The following is an 18,259-nucleotide window of genomic DNA, read 5'->3' as shown; positions in this document are numbered from 1 at the left end:
ATGTCACACCTTTCTCGCATCTTCCCTGGCACATATCGCCTCGCCTCCGGCAATGGCAACGCGCATCGCACTGAGACCGTCTTCGTGCGTAACGCTAAACGGTGCATCGTCGATACACTGCGTAATAAAATAATCGAGTTCATTCTTATAAGATTCACCAAAACGAGTAATAAACACGGGCACATCGGAGCCATAATCCCGCAAAGGGAGGGATTCTTTGTAAATCACACCATCAGGACCATACGCCTCCACCTCAACCCTGTGCGGATCCTCCTGAAAATGCCCCACGTGAATCACCCCGCCATCGCCATAAATCCAGGTCGCATTGCGATATCCCGCAACGTGATTGCGACTGACCATAACCTGACCGATTGTGCGACCGGGAAACCACATCTGTAAAAAAGCATCGTCGTAATCCTCTTCAACAGTACTGATAGTACAATTGTAAAGATTAGACCCAAACGCGGCCACATATTCCGGCAAAGGACCGCCGAGCAACCAGAGAATCTCATCGCAATTGTGAACAGCCATATCGCTGAGCAAACCCGCGCTATTATAACCATCCGGCGGTGGAATAGGGTCCTCCAGCACCGAAACAATTTTGAAAACATTGCCGATGGCGTTTTGTTCCAACAACGCTTTTGCCCTCAACAACGGAGCGTCAAACCGGCGCATAAAAGCCAGCATCAGCGCGTTTTTCCGTCTGGGATCCCGATTCAAATCGGCAACAAAAGCCTCAGCAGACGCGAGCGAATGGGTCAGCGGCTTCTCCAAAAGCACGCGACAACCCGCGTCAACAAGCACTCGCGCATCGCGTTCATGATCTTCTGTGCGCGACGCAACAAGCGCAGCATCGATCAAATTTGCCGCAGCGAGATCAGACACATCATCAAATGCGTGAATCTCAGTCGCCTGATCTGCCTGAAGCTCTGCAGCCACGCGACTGGCCGTATCGCCATAAGTATCGGACACAGCGACGAGATCACACACACCCGTTTCCCGGGCGAGCTCCTGAACATGCCGAGCGTGAAAAACGCCAATGCGCCCAACACCGACCACGGCCATGCGGATGGGTTTGTCCATAAAAAATTCCTCTAATACAGGTTATGCGGAAATTTGAACGACTTCACTCGTCTCAACACTATGGCTAATCGCCTCCAAAACGCGCATATTCTGATAAGCATCTTCAAGACTCGAGTGAGGCTGTGTGCCAGCTTGCAGCGACTGTGCCCAATGCTGCATCTCTTCGAGATAGCCCGGACGACCAACGCTGTGAAATGCGGTATTGAGATCCCATTCTTCGGTAGGCGTATCGGCGTACCCACCGCCAGAATCGAGCCATGTCGGAACGCGGTAGCGGCGCAACTTGCGCGTCTCAAACACCTGAATGGCCTGACTATTCGTACCCTTGACAAAAATCATCGCCTCCAAAACCGGACCTGTACCGAGTGTCATCGTACCGATGCCACCATTCCCATAGCGCAAATTAACGGATATTGACACCGTACCAGACGCACCATCAACAGAACCCAGCGCAAAAACCTCGCTGACCTGCCCCATAAAAAAACGCATGCAATCAGTAGGATGGATAACCTGATCGAGCATAAAGGGCCACGCAAAAGGCGATCCCATCTCCTGTAACCGGGGACCCGGCGCCATGTAGCGGGTATGGTATTGACAAGCATCGCCGAACGCCTCATCGTCCATCAACTCTCTGGCAATCTGATGCGCAGGCGCATGCCGCCACATTGTGCCCACCATCCCTGTTTTACCGGCAGCAACTGAGGCATCGACCAGCATCTTCGCACCCTCAGAGGTAGTCGCAGGCGGCTTCTCGGTATAGATATGATAACCCTGCTGGAGACACGCAATACCGATATCCCGATGCAATTTGTCCTCTGGCCTACCCACAACAGCGACTGCGTGGAGATCTTCATGCTTGAACATCTCGTTGTAATCGGTATAATAGCGGAGTGCACCGAACCTGCGCGCATTTGATCTCGCCTTCTCTTCGACGAGATCGCAAGTAGCGACAAACTCGAACTCCGGCACCAGCGGTATGCACCGTTGCAATTGCGACGACATATTACCACAGCCAATAAATGCAACTCGGATTTTGTCCATGATATTCTCCGTGAAATCTATTATTGGAAATATTCTATAGCTTGTTGAATGAATAGCGATCCATGACCTCTGTCAACCCCATTCTGGAGGTAAAAAATGAAAGTAGCTGCAATATTTGGTGAACGCAAAGGCGGCGTAATAGACGTACCAGACCCAAAGCCAAAAGACAACTGGGCACTGGTAAAAGTTCACGCCGCGCCGATGTGTACAGAATACAAAGGATTTACAGGCGGCAGAAAAACCACCTCTCTGGGACACGAAGCAGCCGGTGAAGTCGTCGAAATCGCCCAACCCGGGCGCGTATCAGTCGGCGACCGCGTAGCCGTAATGCCCCAATATCCGTGTGGTACATGCCCATTGTGTATCAGCGGCGATTACATCCACTGCCAGCAAAGCGCAAACTTCGCCGAATTCACAGGCGGAGAAGAAGGCCGAGCCACCATGGCGCAGTACCTCTTAAAACCCGACTGGCTACTCCCAAAAATTCCCGACGACGTCTCTTATGAACACGGGGGAATGGCCTGCTGCGGTCTGGGACCCACATTTGGCGCCATACAGCGCATGCAAATAAACGCCTACGACACATTCATGGTCACTGGCCTCGGTCCCGTGGGACTTGGAGGCGTCATCAACAGCAAACACCTTGGCGCGCGTGTAATAGCCGTAGATATCAACCCCTATCGGCGCGAAAAAGCACTCGAACTGGGCGCAGACGAAGCAATCGATCCCCTCGAAGAAAACGCCCTGCAACAAATAATGGACCTCACCAACGGCATTGGCGTAGATGCTGCCGTAGATTGCTCGGGTGCCGTATCTGCACACCGGTTGTGCATCGACGCTGCGAGACGGCGTGGGCAGGTGGCATTCGTGGGCGAATGCGGAGAAGAAACCCCCTTGCGAATCAGCCAAGACATGATCCGAAAAGGCATCACACTCGTCGGCTCCTGGCATTACAACTTAAAAGACGTACCAAAACTCATGCAAGTCGTCCGCGCAAACACAGACAAATTGAATCGGATGATCTCACATATATTCTCACTCGAAGACGTGCAAAAAGCCTGGGAATTGCAAACCACGGGCGAGTGTGCAAAAGTCGTATTAAAACCGTGGGGATAAAGTGTAAAGGAGGAAGTAATCAATGCTTAAATGTGCAATAATCGGCGTAAGCGGCGGACGCGCACGGGGATTGGCGGAAGCGTATCAACACGTAACACACGGCAAATTCGCCGCAATCTCCACCCGAACAGAAGAAAGTCTGCACGCATTTGGCGATACATTTGACGTCGATATAAGGTATTTGGACTATCGGGAAATGTTTGAAAAAGAACAGCCAGACCTGGTACACGTAAATACCCCGCCCAGTGTGCGACTGGAAGTATTCGAAGCCGCGGAAAACGCCGGAGTACCCGCTGTCCTCGTGGAAAAACCCATAGCAATTCAAGGAGAAGACTGGCGCGCAATCAAAAACTTTACAACAACCGCAAAAACCAAAATCGCGGTAAATCACCAGCTACACTTTCACCCGCGCAGACAGCATTTGCAAAATATCGTACAGGAAGGAAAAATCGGCGACATCCGATTTATCGAAGCGAGCTGCGGCATGAACCTGGCGTATCAGGGCACGCACGCGCTACAATCCATCGCCGCCTTCCATCCAGATGGCATCCCCACAAAAGTAATGGGACAAGCCTCTGGCACAGACGGCCTGGAAGACACGCCAAAAAAACACTTCGCGCCCGACCAGTGCATCGGCGCAATAGAATACGCCGATGGCCTGCGCGCCCAACTCATCTCGGGACCATTTGCCCCGCGCGTAACAAATGAAGATCGCACCAATGTCCACAAGCGCATCGCCGCCTATGGCACGCGGGGATATGTACACTGGACCATGTGGTCGTGGGAGACAGGTATCGATGGCCACATAGAACGGGGCACGCACGAATACCCCGACGAAGACATACTCGGACAAGCGGCCATGACAGATGCCATGCTACAATGGATTGAAGACGACGCAAAGGTCCACCCTCTGAACCTCGACCTCGCCTTGCGCGACTTCAACATCATCCTGGGAATCTACACAAGCGCACTGGAACACCGGCCCGTAAAACTGCCCTTCGAACCAGCAGATAATCTGATAGATGCCTTGAGAACACGCCTTTAGAACTTCTCAATCCCAGGTATAGTCCGTCGCGCCTTCTTCACACGCAAAAGCCGACTCGATCATCGCATTCAAATCGCCTTGCGGACGATAATCAATCAAACTCTTGGCCTTGCCAATGGCATGGTCATACATGTACTGGAGGGGAACTCTGACCTCAAGCGGCTCAACCCCTCTTCTTTCTCCAATCAACCGCGCCCCTTCGGTAAAAGGAAATGGCTCTGGCGCGCCGGCATTGAACGACTCGCCCAGCGCCGCGCCGGAGTTCAGCGCACAAACCAGACAATGGGCAATATCGCGGGCATCCTGCGGCTGATAAAGCCAGGGGCGTCCATCCTCATCCGTAATACTACACGGTTGCTGCGGAGACGCCGCCTTCGCTTCAATATCGTGCCACAGTTCCGTCCCATCGGCCATATAGAGTTCCGTACCGGGTCTTTCCTGGCTTTTCTTCAACAAATTGACCACGCGCGCAACACTGAACTGATTCAAAATCTTGGTCCCGGACAAAACGTGACTCGGACGCACAATAGAATAGCGCAAACCCGTCTCTCGATTAGCGCGTTCTGCCATCACCTCGCCGAAATACTTGGACATAGAATACTCGCCATCCGGCCGTTTGGGATGCAATTCATCCACCGGATGATAAGCACACGGAACATTTTCGCCATTATTGGGAAACACACCCGAAGAACTGGTATAAACATAGCGTTCGAGCCGATCGGCAACGCCCTCACACGCGCGTGTAACCTGGAGATTGATCTGGTTATTAAGTTCAAAATGCGGACCGACGAGATTGGCGGTATGAATAACCGCATCCACGCCCTCGACGGCATCTTTAACATAAGATAAATCTGTCAAATCTCCCTCGCGCAACTCAATATCGACACCATCGAGACGGCTGCGCGCGGGATCGTCGGAAAGAATGGTCCCACGAACTTCACAATTCTGGTCGAGCAACTGGCGCACCAGCCGGCAACCGACCTGTCCAGCGGCACCTGTAACGAGAACCTTCATAAAATCTCCTTTTGATTTTTTGATCTACTACATAGAACCCCTTGTTTGATACGCATCTGCCCTTGCTTGCCGCGCCGTCTGTTTGTTCTTTTGCCAATATGCATCAACGGGCTTATCGCGCGTCTGGGGTGGCGTCCTGAACGTAAGCGTATAAGCCCTCCGCGGAACATCTGTGCGATTTGGCTCAGCGTAGTGAAGCATATAACACGCGTGAAGCGAAGCCCCGCCAGCCGCAACAGGGCAAGGAACCGCCCGCGCGGCATACTGTTCGGGATCATCGACCTCAAGACCGTGAATACGCGGATCCCGGTTAATACTGTGATGCGGCAAAACATCGAGCTTGTGGCTACCCGGAATAAACTGCAAACAACCGGATTCAACCGTCGCATCGTCCAGCGGCATCCAAAAATTTACACCTTTGTACGCCATCGCAGGATCGTGATACGCCTGATCCTGATGCCACGGCGTTGGCGCACCAATACGCGGCGGCTTGTAAATCATGTGTTCGCCATTCCTATCGAGCATATCAGAACCCAGCAACTGCCGCGCAATCGCCCGCGCATTGGCCAGATAGAGCGTATCCTTCAACTCGGGCGCAAAACGGCTGGGACCGAGCATTTGCGGAAGGCGTGGTTGATCATCCTCATCTGTACCCGCCAGATCAAACTGACTCCCCTGATCCCACCCCGTGCGATCCGAAAAAAGCCGATCGTAAATTTTCCGAAGCTGTTCCACCTCCTCCTCCGTCGTAATCGCATTGAGAACGAGGAACCCATCCTCGTGAAATGAATGAATTTGTTCCTGTGAAAGAGAAATTGTTGGCTCTGTCATCTGTGCTCTCCTCGCTATTGTTTGTGCGATGCAGAATAATGTCAACGGGCCAATCCGTCAAGAGGTTCTGATTATCAGCGTGGAACACTTGCTAAGAAACAATTTTAAAGGTAAATTATCCCCTGAACGAACCAAAACAGAAAAGGAACATCTATGCGCATCCTGTACCTCGATCTCGACGCCTTAAATCCCACGCACCTGGGCTGTTACGGATATCACCGCAACACATCGCCAACAATTGACAAAATCGCAGCCGAAGGCATTCGATTTAACCAGGTCTATACAACAGACGCACCCTGCTTGCCGTCGCGCACCGCATTTTACTCCGGGCAATTCGGCATTCATTCGGGCGTCGTAGGACACGGCGGCACCGCATCAGAACGGAGAATAAATGGACCAAACCGCGGATTTCGAGATCGACTCGCCAACGAGGGACTGGCCGGATTCTTACAGCGTCAGGGCTTTAAAACATCCATGATCAGCCCCTTTGGACAGCGGCATGCCGCGTGGCACTTTTATGCCGGCTTCAACGAAATACATAACACCGGCAAAGGCGGCATGGAATCAGCCGAAGAAGTAACACCCGTAGTCGAAAAATGGCTGAATGACAATGCCGCGGACGACAACTGGTTTTTGCACATCAATTACTGGGATGTACACACCCCCTATCGCGCGCCAGCAGAATACGGCGAACCCTTTGCCGATGATCCTCTCCCAGCCTGGCTAACACCCGAATTGCTGGAAGAACACAAAAAACTCGTCGGCCCCCACACCGCGCAGGACATCATGATGTGGAACGACCGCCCCAATCCCCGCTTTCCCCGGCACCCCGGGCGCCTGGACAACATGGACGACCTGCGGCGAATGATCGACGGATACGACACCGCAATCCGGTACGTAGATGATCAAATTGCCATCATTGTGGGCATATTGGAAGACAAAGGCGTACTGGACGACACCGCGATCATCATCAGCGCGGATCACGGCGAAAACATGGGCGAACTCGGCATATACGGCGAACACGGAACAGCCGATCAGGCGACCTGCCATATACCGATGATTGTAAAATGGCCCGGCGGGCAGTCTGGAATCACAGACGAGGGCCTGCATTACAATATTGATTTAGCGCCCACATTAGCCGATCTTCTATGTGGGCAAAAACAAGCGTTGTGGGATGGCGAAAGTTACGCCCCTGTCATTACCGAAGGCGCAGATGCCGGGCGTAGCGAATTGATCTTGAGCCAGTGCGCGCATGTATGTCAGCGGGCTGTCCGCTTTGACGACTGGATTTATATCCGCACCTATCACGACGGATATCGACTTTACCCACGCGAACTATTGTTTAACCTATCAGACGACCCCTATGAAATGCGCGACGTCGCGTCTGAAAATCCCGATATATGCCGCGAGGCTGCGTATCGCCTCATGAACTGGCACGACCACATGATGGAAACCATGCCGCGACCCTACGACAACGATCCCCTCTGGACAGTCATGCAAGAAGGTGGACCAATGCACACCTGGGGAGCTTTCGAAGACTATTGCGATCGCCTTGCAGAAACCGACCGTGCAGAAGGCGCCGTCTTACTGCGCGAAAAATTTGGAAACAAATACCGCCATCCATAAAAGTAAGGAGTAAACCATGCTCACCCAGAAACAAATTGCGTTTTATCACGAACACGGATATCTCGGTGTGGAGAACGTGCTCAGTGAAAACGAAGTCAATGACCTGCGTCGGATAACCGATGAATATGTGGAAAAATCGCGGGAGGTCACCGATCACACCGAAGTATTCGACCTCGAACCCGGACACACACCCGAAAACCCAAAACTGAGACGCTTAAAAAGTCCGATTTTGCTACATGAAGTATATCGCAAAACCCTGCATCACGAGAAAATTTTGGGAATCGTATCGCAATTGATCGGATACGGCCTGCGGTGTAATGGCAACAAACTGAACATGAAGCAACCCGGCTACGGCAGCCCGGTCGAATGGCATCAGGACTGGGCATTTTATCCGCATAGCAACGACGACTTGCTCGCCGTGGGTATAGTACTCGACGACATGACAGAAGAGAACGGCCCCTTGCTCGTCATCCCCGGCTCGCACAAAGGGCCAATTTACGACCATCACCTCGAGGGCCATTTCTGTGGCGCCGTAACCGACTCTACCTTTAGCGACAAAGGCGCCGTACCCGTAATGGTCAAAGCAGGCGGCATCACAATCCACCACGTCCGCATGCTACACGGGTCAGTATCCAACACATCTGACAAACCCCGCCGACTGCTCCTATTTCAATACTGCGCGATCGATGCGTACCCCCTATCGGGCCTGAACAACTGGGATTTGTTCAATGAAACAATCGTGCGCGGTGAACCGACCAACGTCCCACGCGTGGAAGCCGTACCCGTGCGAATGCCCTGGCCGGGCGCACTCCGAAGCGGATCTATTTACGAATCGCAAACCGTGGTGAAAGAGTCAAAATTTTCCAAAGAACACTATAAAAAATGAATACAACAATTCTACGGTAATACAAAGCGCGAATAGACGAATAGACGAATAGACGAATAGACGAATAGACGAATAGACGAACCCCACCCTACCACCCCGAATTAGTCCGAACTGCGTCGTTGATTCGTTGATTCGTTCGCCGTCTCAATCCCGATAAGTAACAGCCGTGCCACTGGCACTGACCATAAGCATACTGCCCTCACCAACGGTATCGTAGTCGAGATCCACCCCAATGACGGCATTGGCACCCATACCGCGTGCCTGTTCGACCATTTCCTCAATGGCAAGATCTTTGGCTCTGCGGAGTTCTGACTCATACGCGGCTGAACGCCCGCCGACAATATCGCGGAGACTCGCAAAAATATCTTTGAAAAAATTGGCACCCAAAATGGCTTCACCCGTCACAATACCCTGATAGCTATCAACAGTTTTTCCCTCAATATTGGGGGTTGTCAACACGAGCATAAAAGCCTCCTTTTATATTGTTTTCCGATAGTTTCATCGAAAAAATATCTCATTGTACACAATCAGGCAAGAGCTAAGGTCTAAAACAACATTCAAAAAACAGGAGCTTTGACATGAACCACGTGAGCAAATCCATGCGGCAACAGTGGCAGGAGCAGGGATATTTACATCTCAAAAATGTAATCCCCAAAGACGAAGCAGCGGGTTACCTCGATGCGGCCAATGAAGTAATCGCAAAGTACGAAGCCAAATATCCCGAGGTCCTCGAAAAAGGCGTCTATACCATCATCCAAACGCTCTTCCGAACAAGTCGGATTGACGGATTAATGGACCATCCCAACTTATTCGGCACCATCCTCGACCTGATGGGACCTTATATCCAGATCATGGGATCGCAAATCTACGTGCGCTATCCAAATGACAAAACCGATAACTTGATCGGCTGGCACACCGATGCTGGACGCTCATTGGCACAAATTCGAGTCACGCCAGACAGTCTGCCATTAAACTTCAAAATACAGTTCTTCCTCACCGATATTCCACACGAAAATTGTGCAAACTTCTGTCTGGTACCCGGTAGCCATCGCCGCCCAATGCCCAAAGAGGCGCGCAATGAAACACCACCCGGCGCAATACAACTCATTGCCGAAGCGGGAGATTGCGCGATCTTCCCCAATACCATGTGGCACGCGGTTGCGCCAAATCACACAGACGTCGTGCGGCGCAGCATCACCTTTCGGTATGGCCAAATGTGGTGCAGACCCTACGATTACGAAAAATGTCCCGAAGAAGTGCTATCCCGCATGACACCTCGCCGCCGTCGGTTAATGGGTGATCTGGGCGAAAACTATACGGCGACAGATTATTTCAAACCATCCGACCAGATAAAAGTCATCATGGATGGCCTGGACTTTAAGTGTCCCAATGCTTAACAGCCCATAAAACCAAAAGCCCCGGACAATCCGGGGCTTTTTTTATATCCGTGCGACACTTTCGGGATACAAACTCGTCTTTTATTTCAACACGCGTGAATTGATTTCTCGTGGAGCATTCGTGGAACAGATTGAAGACAGCGCGCTCATCGCTCAAATTCTGGATGGCGACCGCAAAGCATTCGCAATTCTGGTGCAACGCTATTCGCGATATGTGTATGCCCAAATTGCCCGATCCATACGATTGGTTGACGACGTAGAAGATCTGGTCCAAATCGTATTTATCAAAGCGTACGAAAATCTGCACCAACTTCGCAAACCCGACCGATTTAGACCCTGGTTACACAGCATCATACGCAACGCCGTCAACTCCCATCATCGCCGTCGAGCCGTGCAATTGCGGAAGGATTAAATCACACCTGCATTCTCCAATGCCGCCTGAACCTGCCTTTCCTGCTCGGCAGACGACGGTGGCATTGGCGGGCGCGGCACACCTCCATTACGTCCCTGCAGCTTCATCGCATACTTGGTATTTGCGGGCAAATTATCATCAAAAATCGCATTCCAAATCGGCAGCAACTTTTCGTGTAAATCCAACGCCTTTTTATGATCACCTGCACGACACGCATCCCACACCGCCACACACAACTCGGGCACCGCCGTCAAAATCGCCGCAATCGCACCGTGCGCCCCTAAAACAAATGACGGATACAACAACGCATCTACCGCAGTCATAATCCGTGCTCGATCTCCCGCCATCAACAACAAATCAGCCAGCAACTTCATATCTCCCGCACTCTGCTTCACCCCCACCACACCTTCCACCGCGTCAATAATCCGCGTCAACAACTCCGGCGACAAATACGTCCACGGCACCACATTGTAAATCATCACCGGCAATCCCGTCCCCTCACACAACGCCTCAAAATGCCTGACCATCGCATCATCATCTGGCCGAAACAAATAATGCACCGGCGTCACCTGCAACGCCACCGGACCCAAATCGGCCACAGCCTTCCCCCGCTCAATTGCCGACTTCGTACTATCCGTAATAATCCCCGTAATCACTGGCACTCGCCCATCGGCTTCCTCCACTGCCCATTGCGTCAACTGCCTCACCTCATCATCTCCGAGCGTATGCCCCTCGCCCGTACTCCCCGTCACCGCCACCCCGTGCACCTCTGCCGTCTCAACCATATACTGAATTTCCGCACGAAACGCCCCCTCATCAAGCGAGTCATCCTCTCGAAACGGCGTTACCACTGGCGGCACAATCCCATAAATAGAATCCATCATCTCCTCCTCAATGCGTGTGACCACAAATATTAATCCTGAAAAAACATCACTCCTACAGAGGTCAAACTGATTATTGCGTTATAAAAAAAGCCCTGGAAAAATCCGGGGCTTATTATCAACTTTTTACTTACAACATCTCAGACATTCGAGATCGGCGCATAGTGTAATACGATAAACTGGTTGGGACGTAAACCAACTGATTCATAGGTGCGACCTTCCCGATCACAAAATTCAACTTCAAACGCTTGACCATCCGAAAGCACCTCAACAATTGTTCCAACCTGCCCCTGACAGAGATCATACTCAGCAATATCTTCGGTCAATGCAACCACATCTAAAAGTTTGTTGTCTTTATCCATATCACTTCGTGGTCAATAGTCAGTTGTAGATTACACCCTTGAGTTCGCCCGCTTTTGACGTCACATCTTGCGTCTTTCATCTATCTCATATCCTGCTTCCAATTCCCGTATCAGAAGATCCATCTGCTCAGGCTCTTTTTCGTACGTATTGAATGATTTTACAGCTTCTGTTGCGATCTCTACCGACCTCTTTTCTTTGTCAATACCGATATATCTTCTTCCCTCACTTAATGCTGCCAAAGCAGTCGTGCCACTTCCTATAAAGCAATCGAGCACAATTTCATCAGGCTCAGTAAATAGCTTAATTGCTCTGCGAGGCAACTCAACTGGAAACTTAGAATCATGATCTGAATTGCTGCGTACAGAAGGAATCTCCCATACACCTCTGGAACCCCAATTTACCCATTCTTGTTTTGTAAGCCTTGATCGATCAACCTTCGTTATACCCGGCTTCCAAAAAATATAAATATATTCGGACTCATCTACAGAACGGTATGATATGGTATGCCACCTCGAGTTCTCCCAGGCGGCGTCTTTTACCCATATACGCCGATCATATAAATAAAAACCTGCATCTGTAGCAGCTTTTTCTATTAATTCCCCAACGAGATAGACCCTTGTTTGAGATTGATATTTCCCACCTCTAATATTGTTACCGTTAAGCCGCCGATCTATTGTTTGCTCGCTGCATCCGAAGTGTTCTGCAAGTTTGTACCTATTCCAATTGGGATGCTGTTGTACAACCTTAAGTATATCTTCTTTTGTAAGATTAATTTTCCGACGAGAAATGTTTTCCGCCATAATTTTGGGCATCGTCTCATCCTTAAAACACAATATATCGGCAATATTGATTACTAAAAATCCACCGGGTTTTACAATGGGAAAATGTAGTTTAATCACCTTTTGCAGAAGATTTTTCCAATCTTCAAATGATAAATCCTTCTCGTATTCTTTCCCGACGTAATACGGAGGAGACCAGATACTGAGCGCAATGGATTCTCGTTCAATTCTCCCCAAAAGCTCCTGCGAATCGCCGTGATATATTGCGTTCGGAGCAAGTGATTTAAACAAGTTTACGATTGCCATGACCCTATACACTCCTGTCTTTTTTCATCATAAGTAAGCCTTTGTATTCGCCACGAAGCCTTGGCCTTTAATCTGCTAAAGCCTACTCTTACCCTGAAATCTTCACCTAATATCGGTGCATTTCTACCAGCCAACCAGATGCCATCATCAACCGTTGGATTATACCTTCCTTGCAATTTTCCATTTGGAATTGCTATCATAGTCACTTCACGCAAATGATGACGACCTAAACGATCATCGTAGCTGAAATGAATAAGGCATGTCGTTGTGAGATAATTTTTATCTCCATATCTGGATATTTCTGGCAAAAACCCTTTTTCATTAACCTGAGCACCGGACCGCCGTTGTCTCACCCACATGGACGTTTGTGACATCTGAATCGTTGCAGAACGATTTTCCTTCTCTGCTTTTGAGTCAATAAGTAATGCCTGTCTGACGGTTTGATCAGGAAGAATCACATATCGTGCTTTTTTATAATCAACTGTTCCATATACTCTCTGTTGCACATTAAATCCTGAAAGTCGATCAAGCAATTCTCGCGTTATATCTTCAGCAATATCTTTAACGCTATCAGGCGATCTAAGGAATATTTCATGTGCTTCCATTCCGAAATCATAAACCGCTTGAAATATCCAACGCAACGTGAGCTTTTCGATTTCCTCGATTTCATCCAAGGATAGAATGTCTGGATCTTTTTCCGTCATGTATTTACGTGATATGTGACTTTAAAATGGGTATTTGATTTTGCTACAAACATAGACAGAAATTTATAAGCTGTCAACCATCGACAGGCGTTATATCCTGCTGCAAACCACAACACCATTCTGACACCATCTGGCGTTCGTGTTGCAGATTCTGAAAAAGGGAATTATTTTACACAAGCTCAATTTTCAGCATTCAGAAACCTTTTTGGGAGGGTCACACATGAACATCATTGTCGTAATGTCCGACACCTTGCGTTATGATCACCTGGGGTGTCACGGAAATACCTGGATCCACACGCCGCATATAGACGCATTCTCCAAACGCTGCATGGTCTTTGACCGCGCGTATCAGGCATCATTCCCAACAATACCCACGCGCACAGACATGATGACCGGCAGGCTGACATTCCCCTTTCGAGGCTGGACGCCACTTCCCGAAGATGAAGTCATCTTGTCCGAACTCCTCACAGACGCGGGATATGTCACCATGCTCTTGTGCGACACACCGCACCTGGTAAGAGACGGACATCAATTTGACCGCGGATTTTTGGGCTGGGAATGGATTCGCGGACAAGAAGGCGACCGCTCAATCACAGATGATATACCCGTCCCCCTCGAATCAGTCCCCGAAAAAATTCGCACACCTGAGCGCATGCAACAATATCACTACCGCTGGCGTGCAGCACACTGGGAAACAGAACGCGACACCTTTGTCGCACGCACCATGCAACGCGCCGCAGACTGGCTGGAAGCAAACCACACCCACGAAAAATTCTTCCTCTACATCGACACCTTTGATCCTCACGAACCGTGGGACCCCCCCGCGCACTATGTCAATATGTACAACCCCGACTACACAGGCGAAGTCATCGACCATCCCATTTACGACTATTGCGATTACCTGAGCGCAGAAGAAATCAAACACACGCAGGCACTATACGCAGGTGAAGTCACACTCATGGACACCTGGGTCGGTCACCTGTTGGAAAAAGTAGAAAACCTGAACCTCTGGGAAGACACAGCCGTAATCTTCATGTCTGACCACGGACACTACATCGGCGACCACGGACGCATTGGCAAAAGCGGACAGGGACCAGATGGCGACTGGCCCTATTACGAAGAAGTATCCCACACAGCTTTCATGGGATATGTACCCGGCAGCAACGCAGCCGGAAAACGCACAAAAGCCTTAACACAACCCGTCGATTTCATGCCCACAATACTCGACCTTGCAGGCATAAAAAAACCCGATGGACTACACGGGATATCAGTCGCCCCCATCTTAAAAGGCGAAAAAGCAGAAGAACAACGGAAAGTCGCCGTCACATCGGCAACCCTGCCCGTGCGCGAAGACCGCAGCGTGTGCTCCAGCATCACAGACGGCAACTGGACCTTGCACTATCGCGGACCCAACTGGCCAGCGGAACTATACGACCTCCAAACAGACCTCGCGCAAAAGAACAACGTGTATAACCAGCAAAACATGGCCGAAGCACAGCGACTGCACAAAGCATATCTGGAAGTATTAAAAGGCGCGGGAACGCCTGAGGAAAAATTCGCATTGCGAACCGAATTGCCCAATGCCTGAAAATTCAAATGGCGCCATCGCTTCGGAGCTTCTCAATCTCTGGCATCGAATATCCGAGATACTCGCCCAAGATCGACTCGTTGTGTTCCCCCAGTGAAGGCCCGCGCCGGGGTTCAACCGATCCACCGCCGACATCTATGGGACTCGCCACCACCCGGACGGCTCCGAACTCCGGATGCGGCAACTCCAGTATCATATTATCTTCGGCCACCTGCGGGTCGGCAAAAGCCTGCGCAACCGTATTCACGGGCGCGCAGGGCACCTTGCCCTTGAGCAGCGCCAGCCAATCGTCGGTCGTCTTCTTGCGGAAGAGATCCTTCAGAATCGGAACCAGAACATCCCGGTTCTCCAGGCGATCAGCAAAAGAGCAGAACCGGGAATCTTCCGCCAGTTCCGGCACCCCCAGAACACGTACCAGATTTTGAAAAAACTTCTCCTTTGCGCACATGATCACCAGCCATCCGTCCCTGGTCGGCACCACCTGCGACGGGATCTGTGACGGATGAGAAGAATCCGGCGTCCGATGCGCCTGATACCCTCTGGTCAGGAACCACGCCGCCACATATCCCAGATTCGCCAGTGCCGTATCGAACAGATTCACATCTACGTCGCACCCCAGACCCGTCTGTCTGGCGCGGAAGATCGCGCTGACCATACCCAGAGACGCCATGGTGCCCGCGCCGAGATCCACGAGAGAAAGTCCTGTCTTCGTCGGCGGACCGTCAGGCTCGCCCGTAAGACTCATCCATCCGGCATATCCCTGCATCAGATAATCGTATCCCGGTTCACCCGCCCGAGACCCATGCCGTCCGAACGCGGAAAGCGAGCAGCACACAATGGAAGCCTTGATCGCACGCAGCGCCGGATAATCCAGACCCAGCCGAGCCGGAAGGTCTCCGCGCAGATTGTTGAACACCCCATCCGAAATCCCCACCAGCCGATGCAACACCTCCCGCCCTCCTGGATGCTGCAAATTCAGCGTCATACTCTTCTTGTTTCGGTTGAAACTCTGGAAATACACGCTATCCTGATCAGCCGTATAAGGTGGCACATAACGCGCGACATCGCCGCCCGTCTCGGGATTCTCGATCTTGATGATCTCCGCCCCAAGGTCCGCCAGCATCATCGTTGCCCACGGCCCCGCTCCGAACTGCTCCACCGAGACAATCCTTATTCCATTCAGGGGCGGATGTTGGTTTTGATCGTGCAAGTTAACCCTCTTCCTCAAGGCGATCCAGGATCCAGCGCGCCCGTTCCAAAATCGGCCTATCTACCATCCGACCATCTACAGTCGCCGGGCCTTCGTCCGCCCGCCGTTCAAAAGCCTCAACAATTCGCCGTGCCCACCTCTCCTCGACCTCCGTGGGACTGAAAATTTCATTCACCATCCCAACCTGACCCGGATGAATCACGGCTTTTCCGGCAAACCCCAGATCTCTGGCCCGTCGCGCCTCCACAGCCAACCCGTCAAGATCGCTGATGTCCGTAAATACCTTGTCTATAGCCCGGATTTTCCCGCTTGCCGCGGCCACCGCCAGAGCCGATCGGGCGTAATTGACCAATCCCTGTCCCGGGTGCGAAAAAAGGCCCATATCCAGCGCGAAATCCTCCGCGCCGAACATAAGCCCCACCAGCCTGGGTGTAACGGATGCGATCGCAGGCGCCTGAACCAGACCCCGGGCGCTCTCAATGGTTGCCAGAAGCCCGACGCCTCCAGATGGAATACCCGCTCTGGTCTCGTGCCGGTCCAGCCACCGGCACACCTGAAGCACATCCTCTGGACCCTGCACTTTGGACAACACGAGCCCCTGCAGCCCCGCACGCGCGATCACCTGCAGATCGGCGTCCAATTCGGATGAACCAGCATCGTGAACCCTGACGAACCGCGTTGAGCCGCCATGCGGGCCATCCAGCGCGGCAGCGACACGACTGCGCGCAACATCCTTCTCAGCCTCCGGGACGCCGTCCTCCAGATCGAATATCAACACATCCGCCGGCAGGCCCAGAGCCTTGTCGATCATACGCTGCCGGTGCCCCGGTACAAAAAGCCAGGACCGCATCGACTTCACCCGTCTTTCTCCTCGTGAATTTCGGGAAAAGTATCCGCCAACGGCGCGTGCGCCCTCTTATAGACCATCACACTGCGAGTCAGATCTATGACGACGCGGCCGTGCTGATTCACGCCCCGCGTGCGAACCTTCACAATCCCTGCTTCCGGAAACGACTTCGACTCCCGCCTGGCGAGCACCTCCGTCTCGCAATAGAGCGTATCTCCCACAAATACAGGGTTCGGAAGCCGGATCTCGCTCCAACCCAGGTTCGCCATCGCCTGCTCGCTCACGTCCGGGACACTCATCCCCACGACCAGCGCGAGCGTAAACGTGCTGTTCACCAGAATCTTTCCCCACCGCGTCCGACGGGCGTACTCCTCGTCAAAGTGAAGCGGATTGGTATTCAGGGTCAGATGCGTAAACAACTGGTTGTCAGCCGTCGTCACCGTCCGCCCGAACCGGCTTCGGTAGATTTCGCCCACCTCGAAATCCTCATAGCATCTCCCGGTCCAGCCCGGTATCACTTTTTTCTCTATTTTCTCCATACCAGACCCCTTTGCGTCAATAACGCCCAATATAATATTCGCCGCAATCCGATGTCCACCGCTTTATCGCCCTCTCTACTCATCACTCGTTCGTCCCCCGGCGCATTTCAAAGATACGCACGACAATGTACATACCCAGTGAAACGATAAAAAAGACGAGCAACATCCACGCGATAGATTGCAGAGATTCGATAATCGTGCGATAGATCTCGAGCACCCAGCGTTCGGTAGTCAGCTCAAAGGGTGGCACATCGCGAGATTCGCCTGCGGAATCGAAAGACTCCTGCGGTAAAATATAGCGCTCCAGCGAACGGACGCGCACACCGCCAGAAATACCCACCACAAAAATCGCAAACTTCATATAGCGCACCCATGCGCTTGCTATCGCATCGTCAATAAGCCGGTGAAGGATACTATTGATCGCGCTACTAAACGCACGCACGGCAATAAAAGACACGAGAGCGGCGACTACGAGCGTGATGAGGAGAAGTGTGAAGAACATGTGAGTACCTCCAAAGTAATCGTAGTGGGTCAAAAATCAACGAATCAACGAATCAACGAATCAACGAATCAACGAATCAACGAATCAAC

General features: G+C 51.6%; 20 protein-coding genes. 7 read left to right on the top strand and 13 right to left on the bottom strand.

The window, feature by feature from the left end; all coding sequences use genetic code 11:
- Window positions 1-3: 3 nt before the first annotated feature.
- Both OXH16_13410 and OXH16_13405 read right to left on the bottom strand, forming a co-directional pair.
- Complete coding sequence (locus OXH16_13410) at window positions 4-1,083, bottom strand: Gfo/Idh/MocA family oxidoreductase (GenBank protein ID MCY3682393.1); 1,080 nt, start codon at window positions 1,081-1,083, stop codon at window positions 4-6.
- A gap of 21 nt (window positions 1,084-1,104) precedes the next feature.
- Window positions 1,105-2,124: a Gfo/Idh/MocA family oxidoreductase gene (locus tag OXH16_13405; GenBank protein ID MCY3682392.1), complete on the bottom strand. Its 1,020-nt coding sequence runs from the start codon at window positions 2,122-2,124 to the stop codon at window positions 1,105-1,107.
- A 96-nt stretch (window positions 2,125-2,220) separates the two neighbouring features.
- Between OXH16_13405 and OXH16_13400 the strand changes: the two genes are divergently transcribed.
- Both OXH16_13400 and OXH16_13395 read left to right on the top strand, forming a co-directional pair.
- Entirely contained in the window at window positions 2,221-3,240 is a 1,020-nt protein-coding gene (locus OXH16_13400) for a zinc-binding dehydrogenase (GenBank protein ID MCY3682391.1), read from the top strand.
- Window positions 3,241-3,262: 22 nt separating this feature from the next.
- Window positions 3,263-4,285, top strand: coding sequence for a Gfo/Idh/MocA family oxidoreductase (locus OXH16_13395; protein MCY3682390.1), 1,023 nt, complete (start codon window positions 3,263-3,265; stop codon window positions 4,283-4,285).
- 6 nt (window positions 4,286-4,291) lie between these two features.
- On the opposite strand, the gene OXH16_13390 is transcribed toward OXH16_13395, so the two are convergent.
- A complete protein-coding gene (locus tag OXH16_13390; protein MCY3682389.1) occupies window positions 4,292-5,299 on the bottom strand; it encodes an NAD(P)-dependent oxidoreductase in 1,008 nt (335 codons plus the stop codon).
- 27 nt (window positions 5,300-5,326) lie between these two features.
- Window positions 5,327-6,130, bottom strand: a complete 804-nt coding sequence (locus OXH16_13385; GenBank protein MCY3682388.1) for a phytanoyl-CoA dioxygenase family protein — start codon at window positions 6,128-6,130, stop codon at window positions 5,327-5,329.
- A 153-nt stretch (window positions 6,131-6,283) separates the two neighbouring features.
- Here OXH16_13385 and OXH16_13380 point away from each other — a divergent pair, with 153 nt between their 5' ends.
- Both OXH16_13380 and OXH16_13375 read left to right on the top strand, forming a co-directional pair.
- Window positions 6,284-7,756, top strand: a complete 1,473-nt coding sequence (locus OXH16_13380) for a sulfatase (protein MCY3682387.1) — start codon at window positions 6,284-6,286, stop codon at window positions 7,754-7,756.
- Between the two features lie 16 nt (window positions 7,757-7,772).
- Window positions 7,773-8,642 (top strand): phytanoyl-CoA dioxygenase family protein, encoded by an 870-nt coding sequence (locus tag OXH16_13375; GenBank protein ID MCY3682386.1) that lies wholly within the window; start codon window positions 7,773-7,775, stop codon window positions 8,640-8,642.
- Window positions 8,643-8,786: 144 nt separating this feature from the next.
- On the opposite strand, the gene OXH16_13370 is transcribed toward OXH16_13375, so the two are convergent.
- Entirely contained in the window at window positions 8,787-9,107 is a 321-nt protein-coding gene (locus OXH16_13370; GenBank protein ID MCY3682385.1) for a heavy metal-binding domain-containing protein, read from the bottom strand.
- A gap of 113 nt (window positions 9,108-9,220) precedes the next feature.
- Between OXH16_13370 and OXH16_13365 the strand changes: the two genes are divergently transcribed.
- Together OXH16_13365 and OXH16_13360 are read left to right on the top strand one after the other, a co-directional pair.
- Window positions 9,221-10,039, top strand: coding sequence for a phytanoyl-CoA dioxygenase family protein (locus tag OXH16_13365; GenBank protein ID MCY3682384.1), 819 nt, complete (start codon window positions 9,221-9,223; stop codon window positions 10,037-10,039).
- A 121-nt stretch (window positions 10,040-10,160) separates the two neighbouring features.
- The gene (locus tag OXH16_13360) at window positions 10,161-10,451 is read left to right on the top strand and encodes a sigma-70 family RNA polymerase sigma factor (protein ID MCY3682383.1); all 291 of its coding nucleotides are present in this window, start codon (window positions 10,161-10,163) and stop codon (window positions 10,449-10,451) included.
- Here OXH16_13360 and OXH16_13355 read toward each other — a convergent pair.
- The 4 genes from OXH16_13355 to OXH16_13340 form a co-directional block, all read right to left on the bottom strand.
- Window positions 10,448-11,335, bottom strand: coding sequence for a dihydrodipicolinate synthase family protein (locus tag OXH16_13355; protein MCY3682382.1), 888 nt, complete (start codon window positions 11,333-11,335; stop codon window positions 10,448-10,450). The genes OXH16_13360 and OXH16_13355 overlap by 4 nt on opposite strands.
- Before the next feature lie 137 nt (window positions 11,336-11,472).
- On the bottom strand, window positions 11,473-11,694 hold the full coding sequence (locus tag OXH16_13350) for a DUF4926 domain-containing protein (protein ID MCY3682381.1): 222 nt from the start codon (window positions 11,692-11,694) through the stop codon (window positions 11,473-11,475).
- 60 nt (window positions 11,695-11,754) lie between these two features.
- Complete coding sequence (locus OXH16_13345) at window positions 11,755-12,780, bottom strand: DNA methyltransferase (protein MCY3682380.1); 1,026 nt, start codon at window positions 12,778-12,780, stop codon at window positions 11,755-11,757.
- Window positions 12,768-13,484 (bottom strand): SfiI family type II restriction endonuclease, encoded by a 717-nt coding sequence (locus OXH16_13340; GenBank protein MCY3682379.1) that lies wholly within the window; start codon window positions 13,482-13,484, stop codon window positions 12,768-12,770. The genes OXH16_13345 and OXH16_13340 overlap by 13 nt, the downstream gene beginning before the upstream one ends.
- A gap of 220 nt (window positions 13,485-13,704) precedes the next feature.
- Between OXH16_13340 and OXH16_13335 the strand changes: the two genes are divergently transcribed.
- The gene (locus OXH16_13335; GenBank protein MCY3682378.1) at window positions 13,705-15,072 is read left to right on the top strand and encodes a sulfatase; all 1,368 of its coding nucleotides are present in this window, start codon (window positions 13,705-13,707) and stop codon (window positions 15,070-15,072) included.
- A gap of 4 nt (window positions 15,073-15,076) precedes the next feature.
- Here OXH16_13335 and OXH16_13330 read toward each other — a convergent pair whose 3' ends face one another.
- The 4 genes from OXH16_13330 to OXH16_13315 form a co-directional block, all read right to left on the bottom strand.
- Complete coding sequence (locus tag OXH16_13330; protein ID MCY3682377.1) at window positions 15,077-16,282, bottom strand: CoA transferase; 1,206 nt, start codon at window positions 16,280-16,282, stop codon at window positions 15,077-15,079.
- Window position 16,283: 1 nt separating this feature from the next.
- Entirely contained in the window at window positions 16,284-17,132 is an 849-nt protein-coding gene (locus OXH16_13325; GenBank protein MCY3682376.1) for a CoA ester lyase, read from the bottom strand.
- Window positions 17,133-17,137: 5 nt separating this feature from the next.
- Complete coding sequence (locus tag OXH16_13320; protein ID MCY3682375.1) at window positions 17,138-17,668, bottom strand: MaoC family dehydratase; 531 nt, start codon at window positions 17,666-17,668, stop codon at window positions 17,138-17,140.
- A gap of 82 nt (window positions 17,669-17,750) precedes the next feature.
- Complete coding sequence (locus OXH16_13315) at window positions 17,751-18,170, bottom strand: hypothetical protein (GenBank protein MCY3682374.1); 420 nt, start codon at window positions 18,168-18,170, stop codon at window positions 17,751-17,753.
- Between the last annotated feature and the right edge of the window lie 89 nt (window positions 18,171-18,259).

Source organism: Gemmatimonadota bacterium, assembly GCA_026705765.1.
Lineage (GTDB): Bacteria > Latescibacterota > UBA2968 > UBA2968 > UBA2968 > VXRD01.
Note: the sequence above shows the minus strand (reverse complement) of the source record. Positions and strands in the feature narration are given on the sequence as shown.

What these genes read in the sequence shown, in the direction of transcription:
- OXH16_13335 (MCY3682378.1), top strand. Translation starts at nt 13,705, where the DNA reads ATGAACATCATTGTCGTAATGTCCGACACCTTGCGTTATGATCACCTG.
- OXH16_13315 (MCY3682374.1), bottom strand. Translation starts at nt 18,170, where the DNA reads ATGTTCTTCACACTTCTCCTCATCACGCTCGTAGTCGCCGCTCTCGTG.
- OXH16_13345 (MCY3682380.1), bottom strand. Translation starts at nt 12,780, where the DNA reads ATGGCAATCGTAAACTTGTTTAAATCACTTGCTCCGAACGCAATATAT.
- OXH16_13325 (MCY3682376.1), bottom strand. Translation starts at nt 17,132, where the DNA reads ATGCGGTCCTGGCTTTTTGTACCGGGGCACCGGCAGCGTATGATCGAC.
- OXH16_13370 (MCY3682385.1), bottom strand. Translation starts at nt 9,107, where the DNA reads ATGCTCGTGTTGACAACCCCCAATATTGAGGGAAAAACTGTTGATAGC.
- OXH16_13400 (MCY3682391.1), top strand. Translation starts at nt 2,221, where the DNA reads ATGAAAGTAGCTGCAATATTTGGTGAACGCAAAGGCGGCGTAATAGAC.
- OXH16_13355 (MCY3682382.1), bottom strand. Translation starts at nt 11,335, where the DNA reads ATGATGGATTCTATTTATGGGATTGTGCCGCCAGTGGTAACGCCGTTT.
- OXH16_13350 (MCY3682381.1), bottom strand. Translation starts at nt 11,694, where the DNA reads ATGGATAAAGACAACAAACTTTTAGATGTGGTTGCATTGACCGAAGAT.
- OXH16_13395 (MCY3682390.1), top strand. Translation starts at nt 3,263, where the DNA reads ATGCTTAAATGTGCAATAATCGGCGTAAGCGGCGGACGCGCACGGGGA.
- OXH16_13340 (MCY3682379.1), bottom strand. Translation starts at nt 13,484, where the DNA reads ATGACGGAAAAAGATCCAGACATTCTATCCTTGGATGAAATCGAGGAA.
- OXH16_13410 (MCY3682393.1), bottom strand. Translation starts at nt 1,083, where the DNA reads ATGGACAAACCCATCCGCATGGCCGTGGTCGGTGTTGGGCGCATTGGC.
- OXH16_13365 (MCY3682384.1), top strand. Translation starts at nt 9,221, where the DNA reads ATGAACCACGTGAGCAAATCCATGCGGCAACAGTGGCAGGAGCAGGGA.
- OXH16_13375 (MCY3682386.1), top strand. Translation starts at nt 7,773, where the DNA reads ATGCTCACCCAGAAACAAATTGCGTTTTATCACGAACACGGATATCTC.
- OXH16_13385 (MCY3682388.1), bottom strand. Translation starts at nt 6,130, where the DNA reads ATGACAGAGCCAACAATTTCTCTTTCACAGGAACAAATTCATTCATTT.
- OXH16_13405 (MCY3682392.1), bottom strand. Translation starts at nt 2,124, where the DNA reads ATGGACAAAATCCGAGTTGCATTTATTGGCTGTGGTAATATGTCGTCG.
- OXH16_13320 (MCY3682375.1), bottom strand. Translation starts at nt 17,668, where the DNA reads ATGGAGAAAATAGAGAAAAAAGTGATACCGGGCTGGACCGGGAGATGC.
- OXH16_13390 (MCY3682389.1), bottom strand. Translation starts at nt 5,299, where the DNA reads ATGAAGGTTCTCGTTACAGGTGCCGCTGGACAGGTCGGTTGCCGGCTG.
- OXH16_13380 (MCY3682387.1), top strand. Translation starts at nt 6,284, where the DNA reads ATGCGCATCCTGTACCTCGATCTCGACGCCTTAAATCCCACGCACCTG.